Here is a 20,066-nt window from a genome sequence, read left to right as displayed (position 1 = left end):
ACGCGCCTTCTCCCGCAAAACGCGATTCACCAACGGGTACTGGCTCGCTGTCGGAATAGGCATGTCGAGTGCCGTCTGGAACGTGACCAGCACGATGCTGGAAGGCATCACTCCAGACGTCACACCTATCCTATTTTTCCAGTTTCTTACGCTCGCGGTGTTGCTCATCAATAAAAAGGCCGCCTTCATCGCAAACGCCGCCGTTAACGAGGCTCGGGAAAAATACAACCTCGTGATTTCGAGCGGCGGAAAGCGAGCGCTGGAACTGGTCAAGCTCGCAGAAACGAGAATTGAGGAAGCGGATACCGCAGCACTTGCAGGCGATCAGACGGCTGCCAGGGCACTGCTGGCCGAGGCGAAGACTGTGACAGAAGAAGCGCGTGCTCTCGCACTCGTGGTCAGTCCACAGATTGCGGAAGTCAGGCATGCAACGCGCATCGCAAAAGCGCGAATGGATGAGATCCCTCTCCAACGATTCCTCGTTCGGCTACGTCAAAGCACCAGAGATTCACTGGCCAGTGGCACAACCAGACTGGCTATCGTGATTGCCGGACGACGTGGAGTCCGAATGCGCGACGCATGGCTAGCAGACCTCATGGGCGCACCTGAAGACGGTCTCGTGCTCAGTTCCCGAGACCAGGTACTGCACGCATTCGGATTCGTCATCGCCGCCATTAAGTACAGGGCGCACGACATCGCTCGACCTCTGTGGCAGCCGCTGGACTGGATATTGCGCAAGGACTCGCGTACGAATAGCTCAATCACCACAATCGTCGGCGGGCAGGCCATCTACATCGTGGGCTATGGCGGCATCCCCGCTCTTCTCACGGAGATCTGGGAGCCGTGTGGCATCCTCGGCGCTGGCTTGTACGTCCTGACGCGGTGGTTGCGACGCATCCGGGGAATCGAGTTGGCCTCTCCACCTCCATCTGCTGAGTAGCCACGACCGAAACTTCCCCCCGAACATGACGAGGTGCCCCCTGCCAGGCCCGGTGCCGGAATCCCGGCCCGGTGGTCAAACCTCCCCTAGGGCCTGTCGTCAGACTGCCGTCTGCCGTTCGACGCCTGGCACGCACGCTCGCGGCGTTGTCGGAGTCGCCCGAGTACGGCCGGGCCATCAACACCGCCGATACCTCCGCCTTGCGATCGCACGCACCAGACGCCGCCCGGCCCGGCCTCCGGCCGGACGACGGCAGTCTGACGACAGGCCCTAACCCTCCCACCGGCGGATTTCATGCGATCGCAATCCTGTGATCTCGACAGACACCCCCATACGGTGTCACTCTCCCGCCATGCACCTCACCGCCCGAAGCTTCCTCCCCGCCGTCTTCGTCCTCGCCGTCACCGCCGCCACCGGCTGCGCCCCGCAGGACTCGCCCTCGTCGCCGGAGTCGTCGGACGCGTCCGCCGCCGGCGCCCCGCAGTCCGCTTCCTCCTGCGAGGCGGGCGCGCTGGCCACGGAGACCAAGGGGAAGCTGACCGTCGGAACGGACAAGCCGGCGTACGCGCCCTGGTTCCAGGACGACGACCCGGCGAACGGCAAGGGCTTCGAGTCCGCCGTCGCGTACTCCGTCGCCACGGCACTCGGCTTCACCAAGGACCAGGTCGTCTGGCAGACCGTCCCGTTCAACAACTCCTTCGCGCCGGGCGAGAAGAACTTCGACTTCGACATCAACCAGGTCTCCATCAGCGACGAGCGCAAGCAGGCCGTCGACTTCTCCTCCGGCTACTACGACGTGCGCCAGGCCGTCGTCGCGCTGAAGAAGTCCCCGTACGCCGGAGCGACCAGCGCCGCCGCCCTCAAGGGGGCCAAGCTCGGCGCCCAGGTCGGCACCACCAGCCTGGACACCATCAACGAGATCATCAAGCCGTCGCAGCAGCCCGCCGTCTTCCAGAAGAACGACTTCGCCAAGTCCGCGCTGCGCAACGGCCAGGTCGACGCCATCGTCGTCGATCTGCCCACCGCCTTCTACATCACCTCGGCCGAGGTGCCGGACGCCGAGGTGGTCGGCCAGTTCGCCGACTCCGCGGGTACGGCGGAGCAGTTCGGGCTCGTCCTCGACAAGGGCAGCGCACTCACCACCTGTGTCACCCGGGCCGTCGACGGACTGCGCAAGGACGGAACGCTCGCCGCGCTGGAGAAGCAGTGGCTGTCCGACGCCGTGGACGCGCCGGTGCTCAAGTGACCTTCGGAACCACGCCCTTGGCGAAGGACGGAGGGAAGGACGGGCGCGCGCGCAAGGATGACGACGACGGATACACACCGTCCGCGCGCCGGCTCGAACGGGAGCGGTACAAACGCGCCCGCGCCCGCCGCGCCACCGCCGTCGCCGCGCTCTCCACCCTGGTGACCGGCGCCGTGCTCTACCTCGTCATCACCGGCTCGCCCGGCTGGCAGCGCACCCGCGAGACCTTCTTCAGCGCCGAGTACGCCCGTATGGCACTGCCCCAGGTCCTCGACGGACTGCTGCTCAATCTGCGGCTGCTGGCGGTCTGCGGAGCCTGCGTCCTCGTCCTGGGACTGCTGCTGGCCGTCGCCCGTACCCTGCGCGGGCCGGTCTTCTTCCCCGTCCGGGCGCTGGCCACCGCGTACACCGACTTCTTCCGCGGACTGCCGCTGATCATCTGTCTGCTGATGGTCGTCTTCGGGGTGCCCGCGCTGCGGCTCCAGGGCGTCACCAACGACCCCGTCCTGCTCGGCGGGACCGCGCTCGTCCTGACCTACTCCGCGTATGTCGCCGAGGTCTTCCGGGCGGGCATCGAGTCCGTCCATCCCTCGCAGCGCGCGGCGGCCCGCTCGCTGGGGCTGTCCAACGCCAAGACCCTGCGGTACGTGGTGCTTCCGCAGGCCGTACGGCGTGTCGTACCGCCGCTCCTCAACGATCTGGTGTCGCTCCAGAAGGACACCGGACTCGTCTCGATCGCCGGCGCGGTCGACGCCGTCTACGCGGCCCAGATCATCGCCGGAAAGTACTTCAACTACACGCCGTACGTGGTCGCGGGCCTGGTCTTCGTCGCGCTGACGATCCCCATGACCCGTTTCACCGACTGGGTCACCGCCCGGATGGACCGCAGGCGCGCGCAGGGAGGAACCGTATGACGGCCGGCGACACGCCCGTGCTGCGCCTGGAGTCCGTACGCAAGACCTTCGGCCGGGACAGGGTCGTACTGCGGGACGTCAGCCTCGATGTCGCGCCGCACACCGTGACCGCCCTGATCGGCGCCTCGGGCTCCGGCAAGTCGACCCTGCTGCGCTGCGCCAATCTGCTGGAGGAGATCGACGACGGCGCGATTTTCCTGGACGGCGACGAGATCACCGACCCCCGGGCCGACCCGGACGCGGTGCGCCGCCGGATCGGCGTCGTCTTCCAGTCGTACAACCTCTTCCCGCACATGACGGTCCTCCAGAACATCACCCTGGCACCGCGCCGGGTCCTCGGCGTCCCGCGCGAGGAGGCGGAGCAGCGGGCCGGGGAGCTGCTGGCCCGGCTCGGTCTCGGCGACAAGGCCGGGGAGTACCCGGACCGGCTCAGCGGCGGCCAGCAGCAGCGCGCCGCGATCGTCCGCGCCCTGGCCGTGCGCCCGCGGCTGCTGCTCCTCGACGAGATCACCGCCGCGCTCGACCCGGAGCTGGTCGGCGAGGTGCTCTCGGTCGTACGGGACCTCAAGGACGAGGGGATGACGATGGTGCTCGCCACCCATGAGATGGGCTTCGCCCGGGAGGTCGCCGACCAGGTCTGCTTCCTGGACGGCGGGGTGGTCCTGGAGCGCGGCACACCGGCGGAGGTCTTCGGGGCGCCGCGCCGGGACCGTACGAAGCGGTTCCTGCGGCGGATCGTCGAGGCGGGCCGGCTCTGACGCCCGCCGGCCCGGCCCGCACGGCGCGTCACCCCTGCCCGGGCCGGCCCCGCGCCGCGGAGAACTCCACCGGCAGCGAGACCGGTACCCGCGTCCAGGGCGAGGGCTGCCAGCTCACCTCCTCGGCCCGGATGGTGAGCCGCATGTCCGGCAGCAGATGCAGAGCGGTGTTCACCGCGGTACGGGTGATCAGCCGCGCGGGCACCTGCGCCGGGCACACATGCGGACCCGCCGAGAACGCGAGATGCGCGCGGTTGCCCGGCTCGCCCGCCTCGTCGGGGCGGATCGCCGGATCGTCGTTGGCCGCGGCGATCCCCAGGATCAGCACATCGCCGCGCTTGATACGGCGGCCCCCCAGCTCGGTGTCGCGCAGCGCGTACCGGGCCGGCATGTTGTTCATCGGCGGATCGCGCCACAGCGCCTCGTCCAGGGCGTCGTCCACCCCGAGCCGGCCGCCGTGCAGCCGGGCGGCGAACCGGGGGTCGGTGAGCATCAGCCGCAGCGCGTGCGAGATCCAGGCGTTGACGCCCTCCGTCCCCGAGGAGATCATCACCACCATCGACTGGAGCCGCTCCGCGTCGGTGCGCAGATTCGGGTGATGGATGATCGCGGTCGTCAGATCGTCCGCCGGGTTGACCTGCCGCTCGCACAGGGTGTCGACAAGGATCTCCTGGAAGTGGCGGTTGCCGTCCTGCGAGTCGTCGGCGCTGCCGAACAGCGCGACCAGCGCCCGCCGCAGCTCCTGCCCCTCGGTCCGGTCAAGACCGAACAGCGAGGCGATGGAGAGCAGCGGCACGATCGCCGCGTACTCGCTCACCAGATCGGCGCGGCCGTGCGGGGAGAACTCCGCGATCAGCTCCGTGCACACCTTCTCGACCTGGCGGCGCGCCTTGCGCTGGTCGATACGGGCGACTCCGTCGTCCAGGGGCTGGCGCAGCCGGCGGTGCTCGGGACCGTCCGCGCCGATGACATTGGCGCGCCACGCCATCATCGGCAGGAGTCCCGAACGGGCCGAGACCACGCCCTCGTTGAGGTCGCGCCAGTTGCGGGCGTCGCGGGAGAAGACCTGCTCCTGGCGGGTGACGGCCAGTAGCTCCCGGTAGCCCATCACCAGCCAGGCGGGGACGCCCGGTTCCAGCTCCACCCGGGCGACGGTGCCCCACTCCTCGCGCAGCCCGCGGTAGACCTCGCGGGGTTCGGCGGCGCCGGTCGCGGTGGTGAGCGGAAGCGGTTCCGTACCGCCGCCGTTGCCCGTGTGCGCGGGGCAGCCGGGCGGCGGCGCGGGAGCGGGAGGTGAGTCGACGGGAGCGCCCAGAGGAGAAGGAGCGGAAGGAGCAGAAGGGGCGGTCTGGGTCATGAGACGGTCTCCTTGGCGGGCACCGTACCGGCGGCGGACACATACTCGACGAGGCTGATCAGGGCCTCCACCGAGGGAGCCCGCTCGCGCGCGTCGCACATCACCACCGGTGTCTCCGGCAACAGGTCGAGCGCGAGCCGCAGTTCACCGGTGGCGTACTCGTGGCTGTCCGGGAACTGGTTGACCGCGACCGCGAACGGCAGCCCGCGCAGCTCCAGTTGCTCCAGGACGTCGAAGCTGTCCTCCAGCCTGCGGGTGTCGACGAGGACGAGCACCCCGAGGGCGCCCTCCGCGAGCCCCTCCCACAGATCCCAGAACCGCCGCTGCCCGGGAGTGCCGAACAGATAGAGCACCAGCCGGGAGTTGAGCGTGACCCTGCCGAAGTCCATGGCGACCGTGGTGGTGGTCTTGGTGGACATCCCGGCCAGATCGTCCACGCCCACACTGGCCTCGGTCATCACCTCCTCGGTGCGCAGCGGTTCGATCTCGCTGACCGAGCCGACCAGTGTGGTCTTCCCGACGCCGAACGCGCCCACGACCAGGATCTTCACAGCCTGCTGGACAGTGTCGGGCAAATAGCGGTCAGCGGAGCCGACGGAGACCATCCAGTACCTCCTGAAGCAGTTGCGGGTCGGGCTGCACGGCCTGGGGGACGCCGGAGCGCGCGGACAGATGGCCGCTGTCGACGAGATCGGAGGCCAGCACCTTCACCAGACTCACCGGCAGTGCGAGATGGGCGGACGCCTCCACCAGGGAGAGCAGCCGCTCGCACATCCGGACGAGGGCGCGCTCCTCCCGGGTCGCGGAGACCGGCAGCTCGCAGGGCGGATCGGCCGCGATGAGCAGGGTCTCGACCCCCACGGTGTTGCGCGAGGGCCGGGAGCGTCCCCTGGTGATCACGTACGGGCGTAACGCGCCGGACCCGTACTCGCCCTCGCTCTCGGGACCGCTCACCGACCCGATTCCTGTCGCGGCGGACTGCTCAGATTCCCGGCGCCGATCTTCAGCACCTGCGCCTGCATCTGCCGGGCGACCAGCTTCGGGTCCACCACGGGCCCGGTCACCACGGCGAGATGGGCTCCGTTGGCGCTGCGCATGAAGAGAAAGCCTCCGTTGAACTCCACCATCTGCTGATGTACGGCCCCGCCGTCCTCGCCGAACTCCCGGCCCAGGCTGCGGGCGAGGGACTGGAGGCCGGAACAGTTCGCCGACAGCCGGTCGGCGGAGTTCCGGTTCATCCCCTCGGAACTGGCCAGCAGCAATCCGTCGGCGCTGAAGACGATCACTTCTCTGACCCCGGGCACCACGGCGACATCGGCGATCATCCAGCCGCGTTGCTCCGGGTTCTCCACGTAACTCATGCTCAGTTCAGTCCTTCCGTTCGGATGTGGGGGAGGACGGGCCGTCATGGCCCTCGATCGGGAGGGAGCCGGACGCCGGTGCGGGCCGGCCGCCCTCGAAGAACTGCTCCATCCAGTTACCGGCCTGTTCCGGTGTGCCCGGCGGCGGTGTGGCGGAGGGTGCCGCCTCGGCCGCCGGAGCGTATTCGCCGCGTCGTGAGCGGCGCTGGGGAAGCCGCCCCGAGGTCCGGCGGGGGGCGGCGGGCGCCCCCTGGCCGGGAGCTTCGGAGGCCGCGGGGCCGGGTTTCACCGGGTCGGGGTTCACAGGGCTGGAAGTCACCGGGGCAGGAATCGCAGGGACAGGGGTCATGGGGGCGGAGCGCTTGGGGAGGGGGACGGCGGAGACGGAGACGGACGTCCGGTCCGCCGCGGGGGTGTGCACGGCCGGAGAGTCCGCCAGGGTGCCGGGCACCGGGGTGCCGGGCACCGGGGTGTCGGCCGTCTCGGGCGGAAGCGCGGGCCGGGGTACGTTCCTGACGGACCGGCGCGGCGGGGTCGTACCGGCCGGGGCGAGGGTCTCCAGCACCTCCGAGGGCACCAGCACCACCGCGCGGACACCGCCGTACGGGGACGGCCCCAGGTCGACATGGAAGCCGTGCCGGTCGGCGAACCGCCCCACCACCGCGAAACCGGTCTGCGGGATCTCGCCGACCTCGCCGACCCCGAGGAGCCTGCGCCCGGAGACGATCTCGCGCGCCTCGGCGAGCCGGTACTCGTCCAGGCCGAGCCCGCCGTCGTCCACCTCGATGACCGCGCCGCGCTGCACCGTACGCACCGTCACCGGCACATTCGTCCGCGGCGGCGAGTACTCCGTGGCATTGGCGAGCAGCTCGGCCAGCAGATGCACCAGCGGCTCGACGACCGCGGGCCGCACCCCGATGTCCGGGTCGCCGGTGACCTCGATACGGCGGTACGCGACGATACGGCCGGACGCGGCCCTGACCACGTCGACCAGCGCGAGCGGCTTCTGCCACTGCTGTCCCGGCCACTCGCCGCACAGCACCTTCAGGCTCTGGGCGTGCCGGGCCTGCTGGGTGGCCGCGTGGTCCACCCGCATGGTGGTCTCCAGCAGATCGGCGTCGCCGGGATAGCGGTCGGCCAGCCCCGTCACCGCGGCCTGGATCCGGTGCGCCGAGGTCTGGACCCGGCTCGCCAGCTCGACCAGCGCGAGGCGCTGCGACTCCTCGCGGTGCTCGACCGAGTCGGCGACCTCGGTCAGCAGCCGGTCGAACCATGTGGCCACCGTGTCGCCCAGCCGTCCGCCGCCGGTACGCGGCGGGACCGGGATCTCCGTCCTGCTGAGCGCGGCGGGCAGCCGTTCCTTGACGAGGTGCTCGGCCTCTCTCCGTACCAGCTCGGCCTGTTGCTCCAGCCGGGAGCGCCAGTCGGCCTCGCGGCGGGCGGCGGCCTCCTCGGCGCGCCGGTGCAGACCGCGCAGACTCACCAGCGAGGCGAGCACCAGCAGGGCGACCACGCCGTACGCCACGGCCGCGCCGGCGTGGACACGCGCGAGGGACACCACCGCGGCGGCGAACGCGGTGGCGGTCATGACGAGAGTCGCCGGCCAGGGCCACGGCGAGGTACGGAAAAGACGTGAGGGCGCGGGGGAACGTGCCATGGAAAACCTTCGAGTTGGCTGAAAATCATGGTCCGGCTGAAGCCGTCCGGCTGAATTCACCCGGCGGGCGTCACGGGCAGCGAAGGCGGCGGGAAGCCGGTATGAGCGCCGGACGGGCGGGCGTGGGGAGCTGGGCCCCTGCGGCCTCGGCACGGACATACGGCTTGATCATGGGTAGAACTACCTCTTCACCGGACGCTGTTGGGGGATCGTACAACCCGCGCCCTCACGCGAAGTCACATCCCGGCCACATGGGGTCACGGTAAGAGGGCAGCCCGGACCTGGCCGTTCACGGTGACGGCCAGGTGGCGGGCGCTCGGCGCTCAGCGCTTCATACGGTCGATCTGGCGGATCTTGTTCGTCACGTCCAGGGCGGCGACCTTGTACGACTCGGCCAGCGTCGGGTAGTTGAACACCGCGTCGACGAGATAGTCGACCGTACCGCCGCACCCCATCACGGCCTGTCCGATATGGATCAGCTCGGTCGCCCCGGAGCCGAAGCAGTGCACGCCGAGCAGCTTGCGGTCCTCGGGCGACACCAGCAGCTTCAGCATGCCGTGCGCGTCCCCGACGATCTGGCCGCGGGCCAGTTCCCGGTACCGCGCGACCCCGACCTCGAACGGCACCCGCTCCTCGGTGAGCTGGTCCTCGGTCCGGCCGATGAAGCTGATCTCGGGAATGGTGTAGATACCGATCGGCTGGAGGTGGTGCATCGCGTTCACCGGCTCGCCGCACGCGTGGTACGCCGCCACCCGGCCCTGTTCCATCGAGGTCGCGGCCAGCGCCGGGAAGCCGATGACATCGCCGACCGCGTAGATGTGCGGAACCTCGGTGCGGTAGTGCTCGTCCACCGTGATCCGGCCGCGCCGGTCGGCGGAGAGCCCCGCCTTGTCGAGGTCGAGTTCCTCGGTCATCCCCTGCCGCCCGGCGGAGTACATGACCGCGTCGGCGGCGATCTTCTTGCCGCTCTCCAGGATGGTGAGCGCGCCCTGTTCGTGCCGCTCGACCGCCGCGACCGTCTCACCGAAGCGGAAGGTCACCGCCAGATCGCGCAGCCGGTACTTGAGCGCCTCGACGACCTCGACATCGCAGAAGTCGAGCATTCCCTCACGCTGCTCGACCACGGTGATCTTGCTGCCGAGGGCGGCGAACATGCTGGCGTATTCCATGCCGATCACACCGGCGCCGACGATGACCATGGACCGGGGGACCCGCTCCATGCTCAGCACGCTGTCCGAGTCCAGGACCGTACGGTCGTCGAACTCCACGCTCGCCGGGCGGGCCGGGCGGGTACCGGTGGCGATGACGATGTGCCCGGCGGTGAGGACCCGCTCCTGGCCCGATCCGTCCCGTACGGCCACGGTGTGCTCGTCCATGAACCGCCCGGTGCCGGAGAGCAGCGTCACCTGGTTCCTGGCGAGCTGGCTCCGTACGACATCGACCTCCAGGCCCATCACATGCTGGGTACGGGCGGTGAGATCCGCGACGGTGATCTCGTCCTTGAGCCGGTAGCTCTGGCCGTACAGATCCCGCTGGGTGAGCCCTGTGAGATAGAGCACCGCCTCGCGCAGTGTCTTGGAAGGGACGGTTCCGGTATGGATGGAGACGCCGCCCACCATATTGGGCCGGTCGACGACGGCGACCCGCCGGCCGAGCTTGGCCGCCGCTATGGCGGCCTTCTGGCCGCCCGGTCCTGATCCGATGACAAGCATGTCGAAGTCGGGCACGGGAGGAGTCTGTCAGCCGCCGGTGTTTCCCGGAAGGGCGGACCAGGAGGCGATTCGCCCGCCCGGGACCTGCCGCGTTCACTTACGGTGTGGGCTTTACGGTGAGACCTGTCCGGTCCGCTGCCGAGGGCGCGCCGTATCCAGGGAGGATGACAAGTCAGTGGTTCTGAAGACGTTCAGGTGGGCCTTTCTCGTCACCGCCGCCGGCCTTGCCGCGGGGGCGCTCTACGACGGGTGGGCCGCCCTGGGGATCGTCGCGATCCTGGCCGTCCTGGAGGTCTCGCTGTCGTTCGACAACGCGGTGATCAACGCCGGGATCCTGAAGCGGATGAGCGCTTTCTGGCAGACGGTCTTCCTCACGGTGGGCGTGCTGATCGCGGTCTTCGGGATGCGGCTGGTCTTCCCCGTGGTGATCGTCGCGGTCACCGCGAAGATCGGGCCGGTCGAGGCGGTGAACCTGGCGCTGAACGACAAGGACCGCTACCAGCAGCTCGTGACCGACGCGCATCCGGCGATCGCCGCCTTCGGCGGGATCTTCCTGCTGATGATCTTCCTCAACTTCATCTTCGAGGAGCGGGACATCAAGTGGCAGGCATGGCTTGAGCGGCCGCTCGCCCGGCTCGGGAAGATCGAGATGCTCTCGGTCTGCATCGCGCTGATCGCTCTGGTCGTCGCCGCCATGACCGTCGCCACGCAGGCCCATCAGCACGGCGGCGGGCACGCCGACAAGGCGGCGACGGTGCTGACCGCCGGGGTCGCCGGACTCATCACGTATCTGGTGGTCGCCGGGCTGTCGTCCTTCTTCGAAAACCGCATCGAAGAAGAGGAGGAAGCGGAGGAGGAGGCCGAGGAGGCGCGCGAGGAACGCGTGAAACGGGGCCTCGGGAACGGGGCGGTGGCCGCGCTCACCGGCCGGGCCGCGTTCTTCACCTTCCTCTATCTGGAGGTCATCGACGCCTCGTTCTCCTTCGACGGGGTCATCGGCGCCTTCGCCATCACGAACGACATCGTGCTGATGGCGCTCGGCCTCGGGATCGGCGCGATGTACGTACGGTCGCTCACCGTCTATCTGGTGCGGCAGGGCACCCTCGACGACTACGTCTATCTGGAGCACGGCGCGCACTACGCCATCGGCGCGCTCGCCGTGATCCTTCTCGTGACCATCCAGTACCAGATCAGCGAGATAATCACGGGTCTGGTCGGGGTGGTCCTGATCGCCTGGTCCTTCTGGTCCTCGGTCCGCCGCAACGCCCGGCTCGCGCGGTCGGCCCGTCCCGCCGGGGAAGCGGAGAACACCGACCCGGCCCGCGCCGAGTGACTCACCCGTCGACGACGCTGAAGAGCCCGCCGTCCGGGTCGCGGAGGGTGGCCTGCCGGCCGGAGTCCGCCGGGGCCGGCGGGATGACGACGATGCCTCCCGCGCCGGGTACGGCCCGGGCCGCCGCGTCCGTGTCGGCCACCCGGAAGAACACATGCCAGCGCGGCCGGATCTGCGGATCGGGGGCGCTGCCGATGGCTCCGCCGCGCAGCGCCGCCACCGTATGCGTGCCGTCGCGCACCAGGACCTCGTGGTTCTCGTACTGCACCTCGCAGCTCTCCCGCTCGTCCGAGCCCCAGACCAGGACCTGCCCGTAGAAGATCGCGGCTGCGAACGCGTCCCGCGTCCGCAGCTCCAGCCGGGCGGGCCCGCTGCCGCACCCCACCGACCAGCCCGGCAGGGTCCTGCCCTCCCAGAGGCCGAACACCGCGCCGTCCGGGTCGGCGGCCAGGGTCGCGCGGCCGGTGGGCATCGCGAGCGGGCCCACGGCGACGGTGGCGCTCCGCTCCCGGACCCGGGCGGCGGCCGTGTCCGCGTCGTCCACGAGGAAGTACGGGGTCCAGGCCACCGCGGTCCCCAGGGTCGGGGCGAGCGCCCCGATGCCCGCGACCGGGCCCGCGCCGGCGGACGGTCCCGCGAGTGCGACGCGGAACTCCGGGCCCAGGGCCGTGGTCCGGAAGGTCCAGCCGAGGACCGCACCGTAGAAGTCCTGCGCGGACCGGAGATCGCGGGCCATCAGACTCACCCAGCAGGGCGCTCCCACCACCGCGTGTCGTGTCGTCGGCACGGCTCAGCGCCCCATCGCACGGTCGAGATTGATCGCCGAGCTGATCAGGGCGAGATGGGTGAACGCCTGCGGGAAGTTGCCCAGGTGCTCACCGGTGAGCCCGATCTGCTCGGCGTACAGGCCCACATGGTTGGCGTACGTGAACATCTTCTCCAGCGCGAGGCGCGCCTGCTCCACCTCGCCGGCCCGCGCCAGCGCCTCCACCCACCAGAACGAGCAGATGGAGAAGGTGCCCTCGGTGCCGGTCAGCCCGTCGGGTGACTGCTGCGGGTCGTAACGGAAGACCAGGCTGTCCGCCACCAGCCGCTCGCCGATGGCGTCGATGGTCGACAGGAAGCGCGGGTCGATGGGCGAGACGAACTTGACCATGGGCATCAGCAGCAGCGAGGCGTCCAGGATGTTCTCGGGCTCATGGCCGTCCTCGGCGGCCAGCCGCTGGACGAAGGCACGCTCCCGGGGGTTCCAGCCGCGCGCCATGATCTGCCGGTAGATGTCGTCCCGTACGGCGGTCCAGTGGACCAGGTTCCCGGGCAGCCCGCGCTGGCGTGCCATCCTGATCATGCGCTCGACCGCGACCCAGCACATGAGCCGTGAGTAGGTGTGGTGCTGCTGGCCGGCCCGGGTCTCCCAGATGGACTCGTCGGTGATGTCCCAGTGGTCCATCAGCCACTCCAGGATGTCGCACAGATCCATCCAGCTGTCGTGCGAGATGCCCACGCCGTACTTGTTGAACAGATAGATCGAGTCGATCAGTTCGCCGTAGATGTCGAGCTGGCGCTGGCCGCTGGCGTTGTTGCCGGTACGCACCGGGCGCGAGCCCCGGTAGCCGTCGAGGTGCCCGAGTTCCTCCTCGGGGAGATGGGCGTGACCGTCGATCGAGTACACGACACGCAGCGGGCCCTCGGCGCCGTCGGGCTCCGCGCTGCGCAGCCGGTCGGTCAGCCAGTCCATGAATCCCTGCGCCTCCTGGGTGAAGCCCAGCCGCAGCAGGGCGTACAGGGAGAACGCGGCGTCCCGGATCCATACGTACCGGTAGTCCCAGTTCCGCGTGCCGCCCACCTGTTCGGGCAGCCCCATGGTGGGCGCGGCGATGATCGCGCCGGTGGGCTCATGGGTGAGCAGCTTGAGGGTCAGCGCCGAGCGGTGGACGGTCTCGCGCCAGCGTCCGGTGTACGTGGACTGGCTCAGCCAGCGGCGCCAGAAGGCCACGGTGGACTCGAAGAGCGCCTCGGCGGCGACCGCGTCCACCGCGCACGGGTCGGGTTCCGTCACCGAGCCGTCGGCCTCGCCGGCCGTCTCCAGATCGAACAGCGCGGTCTCGCCCGCGAAGAGTTCGAACTCCGCGCGGGCGTCCATGCCGTCGAAGGCCAGGGGTACGGAGGAGCGCAGCCAGAGGGTGAGGGACTCGCCGACGAACCGTACGCCGTCGGGCATCCGCTCCATCCGGTGGGTGTCGCGGCCGTAGTTCAGCCGCGGCGCGATCCGTACGGCGAGCCGCATCCGGCCGCGGACATTGACCACCCGCCGGACCAGCCGCTGGCGGTGCTTCGGGTCCCGTTCCCGTACGACCGGCATGAAGTCCTGGACCTCGACGATGCCGTCGGCGGTGAGGATACGGGTGATCAGGATATTGGTGTCGGGGAAGTAGAACTGGTTGCGGGTGGCGCCGTCGCACATCGGTGCGATGTCCCAGAAGCCGCCCCGCTCGGTGTCGAGCAGGGACGCGAAGACACTGGGGGAGTCGAAGCGGGGGGCGCAGAACCAGTCGATGCGCCCGTCGGTGCCGACCAGCGCGGCGGTCCTCAGATCCCCGATCAGACCGTGCTCGGCGATCGGCAGATAGCCCTCGTCGGGCCGGCCGGGGGCAGGGGTGTCCTGATCGGTTTCCTGATCCGTGTCCTGATCGCGTTTCACCCCGCCAAGTCTCACGGAGCGGGCACGGACCCGCATGTCGGTATACGTCCGGTCGGCCGAAGGGATACTTCTTCCCGGCCCGGCTGGAAATACCACTGTCCCGCACGGCGGGCGGAAAACATCACGCCTCGGCACCGGGCCGGACATAACCGCCGAGTTCTGCCGAGTTCTGCTGAGTTCCGCCAGGTTCCGTCGGGTTCCGGAGCCGGGACAAGAAGACCGGGAGCCGGCGGCGAGTGGGCCATCGTCAGGAATTTCCATCCCGAACGCGCGGATTTCCCTTGGACGCCGGACCGCTGCGGGGGTATTTCCCGCCACGCCCGACCGCGCGGGACCCGTCTGCGCCGGAAGCCCCAAACCCCCTGCTCTGAGGGCGACTTGGACGGCCACGCGGGCGGCTTACCCGTCGGTAGCCGAGTCGTAACCGTGCGGTCACTTCGCTCTCGTGGAAATGCGGTAAGGGCAATGGATATCGATCTGCTTCGGTCGTGGTGAAATGCCCGCCGCCCAAAGAGTTTTGCGCGTCCGAGGGGGTTACGTCACGCCCCGTAGGCGCTACCGTCGAGGGGGCGAATGGGGGCCCGAGATGCTGTGACCTTCGGCACAGGCATCGGCCCGGATGAAGACTCTGCATTTCATTGGCATGACAGCGTGATATCACGCACGTGAGCCCAGGATGGCGTCCTTGAAAAACGTCCCTTTGCTGTCGGCTCATCGAAAATCTTCCATCACTCGGAGTGATTGAGCATCTACCGAGGGTGAGTGGCTGCGGAGTGTGACCGGTTGACCCCGGGGAAGCCGGGCCAGTTAACTACCCGCCGGTAAACCCCCCACTGATTCGGGAGACTTCATGCGGATGCCGGAGCCCGGCGCGTCCATTGACTTCTCGCTGACACACTCGGTCATCGTCGTCAATCCGCTGCACCGGCCGTCGCCACGGCTGACGGCCGTCGCCGCCCGCTCGGGCGCGACCGGCGTGCTGGAACTGTCCGATGATCCCCGGGACATCGCCGACACGCTCGACCGCACCTGCCGCTGGTCGTCGCTGCCCTTCGGAGTCCGGATCCGGCCCGGCTGCCCCGCCACCGACAGCGATCTGCCCGGACTGGTGGACACCGTGCTGCTGGCGGACCCCGCGCGGTCGCCCGCCGAATTCGCCGGCCGCCGGGTCCTGGTGGAGGTGACCGATCCGGCGGGTGCCGCCCGGGCCGCCGCGGCGGGTGCCTCGGGGCTGATCGTCCGCGGCGCCGAAAGCGGCGGCCGGGCGGGCGAGTTGAGCACCTTCGTCCTGCTCCAGCGGATACTGGCCGACCCGTCCCTCACCCTGCCGGTCTGGGCCTGCGGCGGCATCGGACCCCACACGGCCGCCGCCGCGGTCGCCGGAGGCGCGGCCGGTGTCGTCCTCGACACCCAGCTCGCGCTCTTCGACGAGGCGGGGCTGCCCACCGAGATCGCCGCCGCGCTCACCGGGCTCGACGGCTCGGAGACCGTGCTCCACCACGGGACACGCGTACTGCGCCGCCGGGGCCCCGGAGCCCCCGAACTCCCGGCGGATCCCGCCGAGTTCGCGGCCCGGGTCGGCAGCGACGATCTGCGCACCCAGTTCCTTCCGGTCGGCCAGGACGCCTTCCTCGCGGCCGTGTTCGCCCGGCGCTGGGGGAGCGTGGGCGAGGCGGTCCGCGGTGTCCGGGCGGCGATGACCGCCGCCGTCGAGGACGACGAGCCCGCCGCAGCGCTCGCCGCCGGATCGGCGGGCGCCCGGACCCTGGGCACCCAACTGCCCGTCGCGCAGGGGCCGATGACCCGCGTCAGCGACGAACCCGCGTTCGCCGCCGCCGTCGCGGCCGGGGGCGGACTGCCGTTCCTCGCACTGGCCCTCGCCAGCGCGGAACGTACCCGCTCGATGCTGGAGCGCACCCGCGAAGCCCTCGGCGACGCGCCCTGGGGGGTCGGTGTCCTCGGATTCGCCGACGAGGAGATCAAGGCCGCGCAGCTCGACGTGGTACGGGAGCTGAAGCCCACCCACGCGATCATCGCCGGCGGCAGGCCCGCGCAGGCCGCGGCGCTGGAGGCGGAGGGCATCACCACCTTCCTGCATGTCCCCTCGCCGGGGCTGCTGCGGCAGTTCCTCGCCGCAGGGGCGCGCCGGTTCATCTTCGAGGGCGCCGAGTGCGGCGGGCATGTCGGACCCCGCAACAGCTTCCCGCTCTGGGAGGCCCAGACCGACATCCTGCTCGACTTCGTCGCCGAGGCCGGACCGGAGGCAGCCGGTGAGCTGACCGTACTGTTCGCCGGCGGTATCCACGACGAGCGCTCCGCCGCGATGGCCGCCGCCCTGGCCGCCCCGCTGACCCGGGCCGGGGTCGCCTTCGGGGTGCTCATGGGCACCGCGTACCTCTTCACCGAAGAGGCCGTCACGGCCGGCGCCATCCAGCCGCTGTTCCAGCGCCGTATCGTCGCCGCCGACCGCACCGACCTGCTGGAGACCGCGCCCGGACACGCCACCCGCTGTGCGCACAGCGCCATCACCGAGGACTTCGCGGGCCTCAAGGACGAACTGCGCGAGCAGGGCGTGCCCGACCGGGAGATCTGGGAGCGCCTGGAGCGGTTCAACGTCGGCAGGCTGCGGCTGGCCAGCAAGGGGATCGAGCGGGTCGGCGACGAACTGCGCCCGGTCGACGAGGCACGCCAGGACAGCGAAGGCATGTTCATGGCGGGCGAGGTCTGTGTCCTGCGCTCCGCCACCACCACCGTCGCCGCGCTCCACGACTCCGTCGCCGACGGCGCCGCCGAGTGGCTGCGCGCCCGCGCCGCCGCGCTGCGCCCCGTACTCGGCGTCACCGGAGGAGCCACCGAGGAGCCCGCGCCCGCGCCGCTGCGGATCGCGGTGGTCGGCATGGCGGGCATGTTCCCCGGTGCCCCCGACACCGCCGAGTTCTGGGCCAACATCCTGGCGGGCAAGGACTGTGTGACCGAGGTCCCGGCCCACCGCTGGGACGCCGAGCGGTACTACGCGCCGGACGGCGACGGCGAGCGCACCCCGTCGCGCTGGGGCGGCTTCCTGCCCGAGATCCCCTTCGACCCGCTGCGGTACGGCATCCCGCCCGCGTCCCTGGCCAGCATCGAGCCCGTACAGCTCCTCGCGCTGGAAGCCGCGCGACGGGCGCTGGCCGACGCGGGATACGACGGCGCGGGCACCGATCACGCCCGTACCTCCGTGGTGTTCGGCGCCGAGGCGGGCAGCGACCTGTCCAACGCGACCACCCTGCGCACGGTGCTGCCCGGCTATGTCGGCACCATCCCCGCCGCGCTCGACGAGCAGCTGCCCCGGCTCACCGAGGACTCCTTCCCCGGGATGCTCGCCAATGTCATCGCCGGGCGGATCGCCAACCGGCTCGACCTCGGCGGCGCCAACTACACCGTCGACGCCGCCTGCGCCTCCTCCCTCACCGCCGTCGACGTGGCCTGCAAGGAACTCGTCACCGGCACCAGCGACCTGGTCCTGTGCGGCGGCGCCGACCTGCACAACGGCATCAACGACTATCTGCTCTTCTCCTCCGTGCACGCGCTCTCCCCGACCGGCCGCTCCGCCACCTTCGACGGCGCCGCCGACGGCATCGCGCTCGGCGAGGGCGTGGCCTGTGTGGTGCTCAAGCGGCTCGCCGACGCCGAACGCGACGGCGACCGCGTCTACGCGGTGATCGACGGCGTCGGCAGCGCGAGCGACGGGCGCGCACTCGGCCTGACCGCGCCCCGCCCCGCCGGCCAGCGCGCCGCGCTCACCCGCGCCTACCGCAACGCCGGGGTCTCACCCGCCGATGTCGGCCTGATCGAGGCCCACGGCACCGGCACGGTCGTCGGCGACCGCACCGAACTCGCCACGCTCACCGAGGTGTTCACCGAAGCCGGTGCCGAGCCCGCCAGTTGTGCCATCGGCTCGGTCAAGTCCCAGATCGGGCACACCAAGTGCGCCGCCGGACTCGCCGGACTTATCAAGACCACCCTGGCGCTCCACCACGGGGTGAAGCCGCCGACGCTGCACGTACGGGAACCCAACACGGCCTGGGACGGCGACACCAGCCCCTTCGTCTTCCACACCGCCGCCCGGCCCTGGGCCGCGGAACCGGCGGACCGTATCGCGGGCGTCAGCGCCTTCGGTTTCGGCGGTACGAACTTCCATGTCGTTCTACGCGCGTACGATCAGCCGCCGGCCGCGCACACCCTGGACACCTGGCCGGCCGAACTCCTCACCTTCCGGGGCCGGGACGCCGAGGCGGCCCGCCGGTCCGCGCGCGCCCTGCTGGACCTCGTGCGGCGCGGCGGTCAGTGGCGGCTGCGCGACTACGCCCGCCATGCGGCGCACCGCAGCGACCAGGCGGCCGGGCGGGGCGAGGGGGTGTGGATCGCCCTGGTCGCGGACAGCCTCGACGGGCTCGCGGAGCTGCTGCGCCGGGCGGCCGAGGGGGAGCAGGACCCGAAGGCAGGGCTGTACACGGCGGACGGCAGCGGAGACCCCGTCGGCACGACCGGTGAGCCGGCCTTCCTCTTCCCCGGGCAGGGCAGCCAGCGCCCCGGCATGCTCGCCGAACTCTTCGTCGCCTTCCCCGAGTTGCAGCGCTACCTCCAGCTCGGCGCCCGCTGGGCAGACACCCTCTACCCGCCCGCCGCCTTCGACGAGGAGGGCAGGGCCGCCCAGCTCGCCCGGATCACCGACACCACCGTCGCCCAGCCCGCGCTCGGCATCGTCGAACTCGCCGCCGCCGATCTGCTGGCCTCCCTCGGAATACGCCCGGCCATGGCCGCGGGCCACAGCTACGGCGAACTGGTCGCGCTCGGTGTGGCGGGCGCGCTCGCGCCGCACGATGTCCTCACCGCCAGCGCGGCCCGCGCCGAAGCCATCCTGGCCCAGGTCGAAGGGGGCGACCCCGGCACCATGGCGGCCGTCACCGCCACGGCCGGACAGGTCGAGGACGTGCTGCGGACGGCCGGTCTCGCCGGGACCGTCGTCGCCGCCAACCACAACTCCCCCGAGCAGACCGTCATTTCGGGCCCGACCGAGCCGATGGGCGAGGCCGTCGCCCGGCTGCGGGACGCCGGATACTCCGCCAAGCCGCTCCAGGTCGCCTGCGCCTTCCACAGCCCGCTGCTGGCCGGCGCGGGCGACGCCTTCGCCGAGCGCCTGGCCTCGATGACCGTGTACGCGCCGGGCTTCGACGTCTGGGCGAACCGTACGGCCGATCCGTACCCGGCCGATCCGGAGGCGGTACGGGCCGGGCTCGCCGCGCAGATCGGCGCGCCCGTCCGGTTCACCGAGCAGATCGAGGCCATGTACGCGGCGGGCGCCCGCGTCTTCGTGGAGGTGGGCCCGGGCCGGGTACTGAGCCGGCTCGTCTCCGCCGTTCTGGGCGACCGCCCGCACCGCACCGTTCCGCTCGACGGCGGCCGGGCAGCGGGAGCCGGGCTGACCGGCTTCCTCACCGCCCTGGCCCAGCTCGCCGTCAGCGGCACGGATCTCCGTACCGGCCGGCTCTTCCAGGGCCGTGACGCCGTCGACCCCGAGACCGCCACCGCGGACCGGCCCGCGGGCTGGACCGTGGACGGCCAGCTCGTCCGCCGCGCCGACGGCACCATCCCCGCCAACGCCCTCCACCCCGCCAGAGCTGTTACGGAGCTGATCGTGCCGGAGAACCACGCCCCCCACGGCGCCGCCGCGTCCGGACCGGACGCCCTTGTCGCCGAGTTCCTGCGCACCAGCCGGGACCTGGTGGCGGCTCAGCGTGATGTGATGCTGAGCTATCTGGGCGGACCGGCCGCTCTGTCGGCCGCCGAACCCGTCGGCCGGCCGCTCGCCTACGCGGTGGCGGCCCCCGCGGTCACCGCCCCCGCCGCACTGCCTCCCGCGCCCCTTCCGCAAGCGGCCATCGCGGCGGCCCCGGTGGCCGCACCGCCCGCCATGGACCGGGAGTCCGTCCTCGGCTCGGTGCTGGCCGTGGTGGCGGAGCGTACCGGCTACCCCGTGGAGATGATCGAGCCCGAACTCGATCTTGAGGCGGATCTGAGTGTGGATTCGATCAAGCGGGCTGAGAT

The 20,066-nt window shown here is 70.7% G+C and carries 14 protein-coding genes; 6 read left to right on the top strand and 8 right to left on the bottom strand.

Features of this window, described 5'->3' with window-relative positions; translation table 11 throughout:
- The first annotated feature begins 82 nt into the window (after positions 1-82).
- The 4 genes from ACFU9P_RS27575 to ACFU9P_RS27560 all read left to right on the top strand — a co-directional run bounded on the left by ACFU9P_RS27575 (position 83) and on the right by ACFU9P_RS27560 (position 3,858).
- Entirely contained in the window at positions 83-940 is an 858-nt protein-coding gene (locus tag ACFU9P_RS27575; protein ID WP_376383592.1) for a hypothetical protein, read from the top strand.
- Between the two features lie 352 nt (positions 941-1,292).
- Positions 1,293-2,186, top strand: coding sequence for an ABC transporter substrate-binding protein (locus ACFU9P_RS27570; RefSeq protein WP_384085748.1), 894 nt, complete (start codon positions 1,293-1,295; stop codon positions 2,184-2,186).
- Positions 2,187-2,203: 17 nt separating this feature from the next.
- Positions 2,204-3,100, top strand: a complete 897-nt coding sequence (locus ACFU9P_RS27565) for an amino acid ABC transporter permease (protein WP_376383636.1) — start codon at positions 2,204-2,206, stop codon at positions 3,098-3,100.
- On the top strand, positions 3,097-3,858 hold the full coding sequence (locus tag ACFU9P_RS27560) for an amino acid ABC transporter ATP-binding protein (RefSeq protein WP_384085745.1): 762 nt from the start codon (positions 3,097-3,099) through the stop codon (positions 3,856-3,858). Before ACFU9P_RS27565 ends, ACFU9P_RS27560 begins: the two co-directional genes overlap by 4 nt.
- Before the next feature lie 28 nt (positions 3,859-3,886).
- Here the strand turns inward: ACFU9P_RS27560 and ACFU9P_RS27555 are convergent, their stop codons facing one another.
- The 6 genes from ACFU9P_RS27555 to sthA form a co-directional block, all read right to left on the bottom strand.
- Positions 3,887-5,314: a cytochrome P450 gene (locus ACFU9P_RS27555; RefSeq protein ID WP_384085742.1), complete on the bottom strand. Its 1,428-nt coding sequence runs from the start codon at positions 5,312-5,314 to the stop codon at positions 3,887-3,889.
- Entirely contained in the window at positions 5,212-5,820 is a 609-nt protein-coding gene (locus tag ACFU9P_RS27550; protein ID WP_384085739.1) for an ATP/GTP-binding protein, read from the bottom strand. The genes ACFU9P_RS27555 and ACFU9P_RS27550 overlap by 103 nt, the downstream gene beginning before the upstream one ends.
- Positions 5,798-6,169, bottom strand: coding sequence for a DUF742 domain-containing protein (locus tag ACFU9P_RS27545; RefSeq protein ID WP_376383582.1), 372 nt, complete (start codon positions 6,167-6,169; stop codon positions 5,798-5,800). The genes ACFU9P_RS27550 and ACFU9P_RS27545 overlap by 23 nt, the downstream gene beginning before the upstream one ends.
- Positions 6,166-6,576: a roadblock/LC7 domain-containing protein gene (locus ACFU9P_RS27540; protein ID WP_376383580.1), complete on the bottom strand. Its 411-nt coding sequence runs from the start codon at positions 6,574-6,576 to the stop codon at positions 6,166-6,168. The genes ACFU9P_RS27545 and ACFU9P_RS27540 overlap by 4 nt, the downstream gene beginning before the upstream one ends.
- A 7-nt stretch (positions 6,577-6,583) precedes the next feature.
- Positions 6,584-8,233, bottom strand: coding sequence for an ATP-binding protein (locus ACFU9P_RS27535; RefSeq protein WP_384085735.1), 1,650 nt, complete (start codon positions 8,231-8,233; stop codon positions 6,584-6,586).
- 323 nt (positions 8,234-8,556) lie between these two features.
- On the bottom strand, positions 8,557-9,960 hold the full coding sequence (gene sthA / locus ACFU9P_RS27530) for a Si-specific NAD(P)(+) transhydrogenase (protein WP_384085733.1): 1,404 nt from the start codon (positions 9,958-9,960) through the stop codon (positions 8,557-8,559).
- A 160-nt stretch (positions 9,961-10,120) separates the two neighbouring features.
- Here sthA and ACFU9P_RS27525 point away from each other — a divergent pair, with 160 nt between their 5' ends.
- A complete protein-coding gene (locus tag ACFU9P_RS27525; RefSeq protein WP_384085730.1) occupies positions 10,121-11,278 on the top strand; it encodes a DUF475 domain-containing protein in 1,158 nt (385 codons plus the stop codon).
- Between the two features lies 1 nt (position 11,279).
- Here the strand turns inward: ACFU9P_RS27525 and ACFU9P_RS27520 are convergent, their stop codons facing one another.
- Together ACFU9P_RS27520 and ACFU9P_RS27515 are read right to left on the bottom strand one after the other, a co-directional pair.
- The gene (locus ACFU9P_RS27520) at positions 11,280-12,014 is read right to left on the bottom strand and encodes a VOC family protein (protein ID WP_376383642.1); all 735 of its coding nucleotides are present in this window, start codon (positions 12,012-12,014) and stop codon (positions 11,280-11,282) included.
- A 54-nt stretch (positions 12,015-12,068) separates the two neighbouring features.
- Positions 12,069-13,904: a glycoside hydrolase family 15 protein gene (locus ACFU9P_RS27515; RefSeq protein ID WP_384085848.1), complete on the bottom strand. Its 1,836-nt coding sequence runs from the start codon at positions 13,902-13,904 to the stop codon at positions 12,069-12,071.
- A gap of 925 nt (positions 13,905-14,829) precedes the next feature.
- On the opposite strand from ACFU9P_RS27515, the gene ACFU9P_RS27510 reads away from it, so the two are divergent.
- The coding region (locus ACFU9P_RS27510; protein WP_384085727.1) for a beta-ketoacyl synthase N-terminal-like domain-containing protein at positions 14,830-20,066 on the top strand (5,237 nt) is incomplete at its 3' end.

The sequence above is a fragment of the Streptomyces sp. NPDC057617 genome (genome assembly GCF_042800555.1).
Lineage (GTDB): Bacteria > Actinomycetota > Actinomycetes > Streptomycetales > Streptomycetaceae > Streptomyces.
Note: the sequence above shows the minus strand (reverse complement) of the source record. Positions and strands in the feature narration are given on the sequence as shown.

Excerpts from the sequence above, each read along its gene's own strand:
- ACFU9P_RS27570 (WP_384085748.1), top strand. The coding sequence starts at position 1,293 with ATGCACCTCACCGCCCGAAGCTTCCTCCCCGCCGTCTTCGTCCTCGCC.
- ACFU9P_RS27560 (WP_384085745.1), top strand. The coding sequence starts at position 3,097 with ATGACGGCCGGCGACACGCCCGTGCTGCGCCTGGAGTCCGTACGCAAG.
- ACFU9P_RS27550 (WP_384085739.1), bottom strand. The coding sequence starts at position 5,820 with ATGGTCTCCGTCGGCTCCGCTGACCGCTATTTGCCCGACACTGTCCAG.
- ACFU9P_RS27540 (WP_376383580.1), bottom strand. The coding sequence starts at position 6,576 with ATGAGTTACGTGGAGAACCCGGAGCAACGCGGCTGGATGATCGCCGAT.
- ACFU9P_RS27535 (WP_384085735.1), bottom strand. The coding sequence starts at position 8,233 with ATGGCACGTTCCCCCGCGCCCTCACGTCTTTTCCGTACCTCGCCGTGG.
- ACFU9P_RS27520 (WP_376383642.1), bottom strand. The coding sequence starts at position 12,014 with ATGGCCCGCGATCTCCGGTCCGCGCAGGACTTCTACGGTGCGGTCCTC.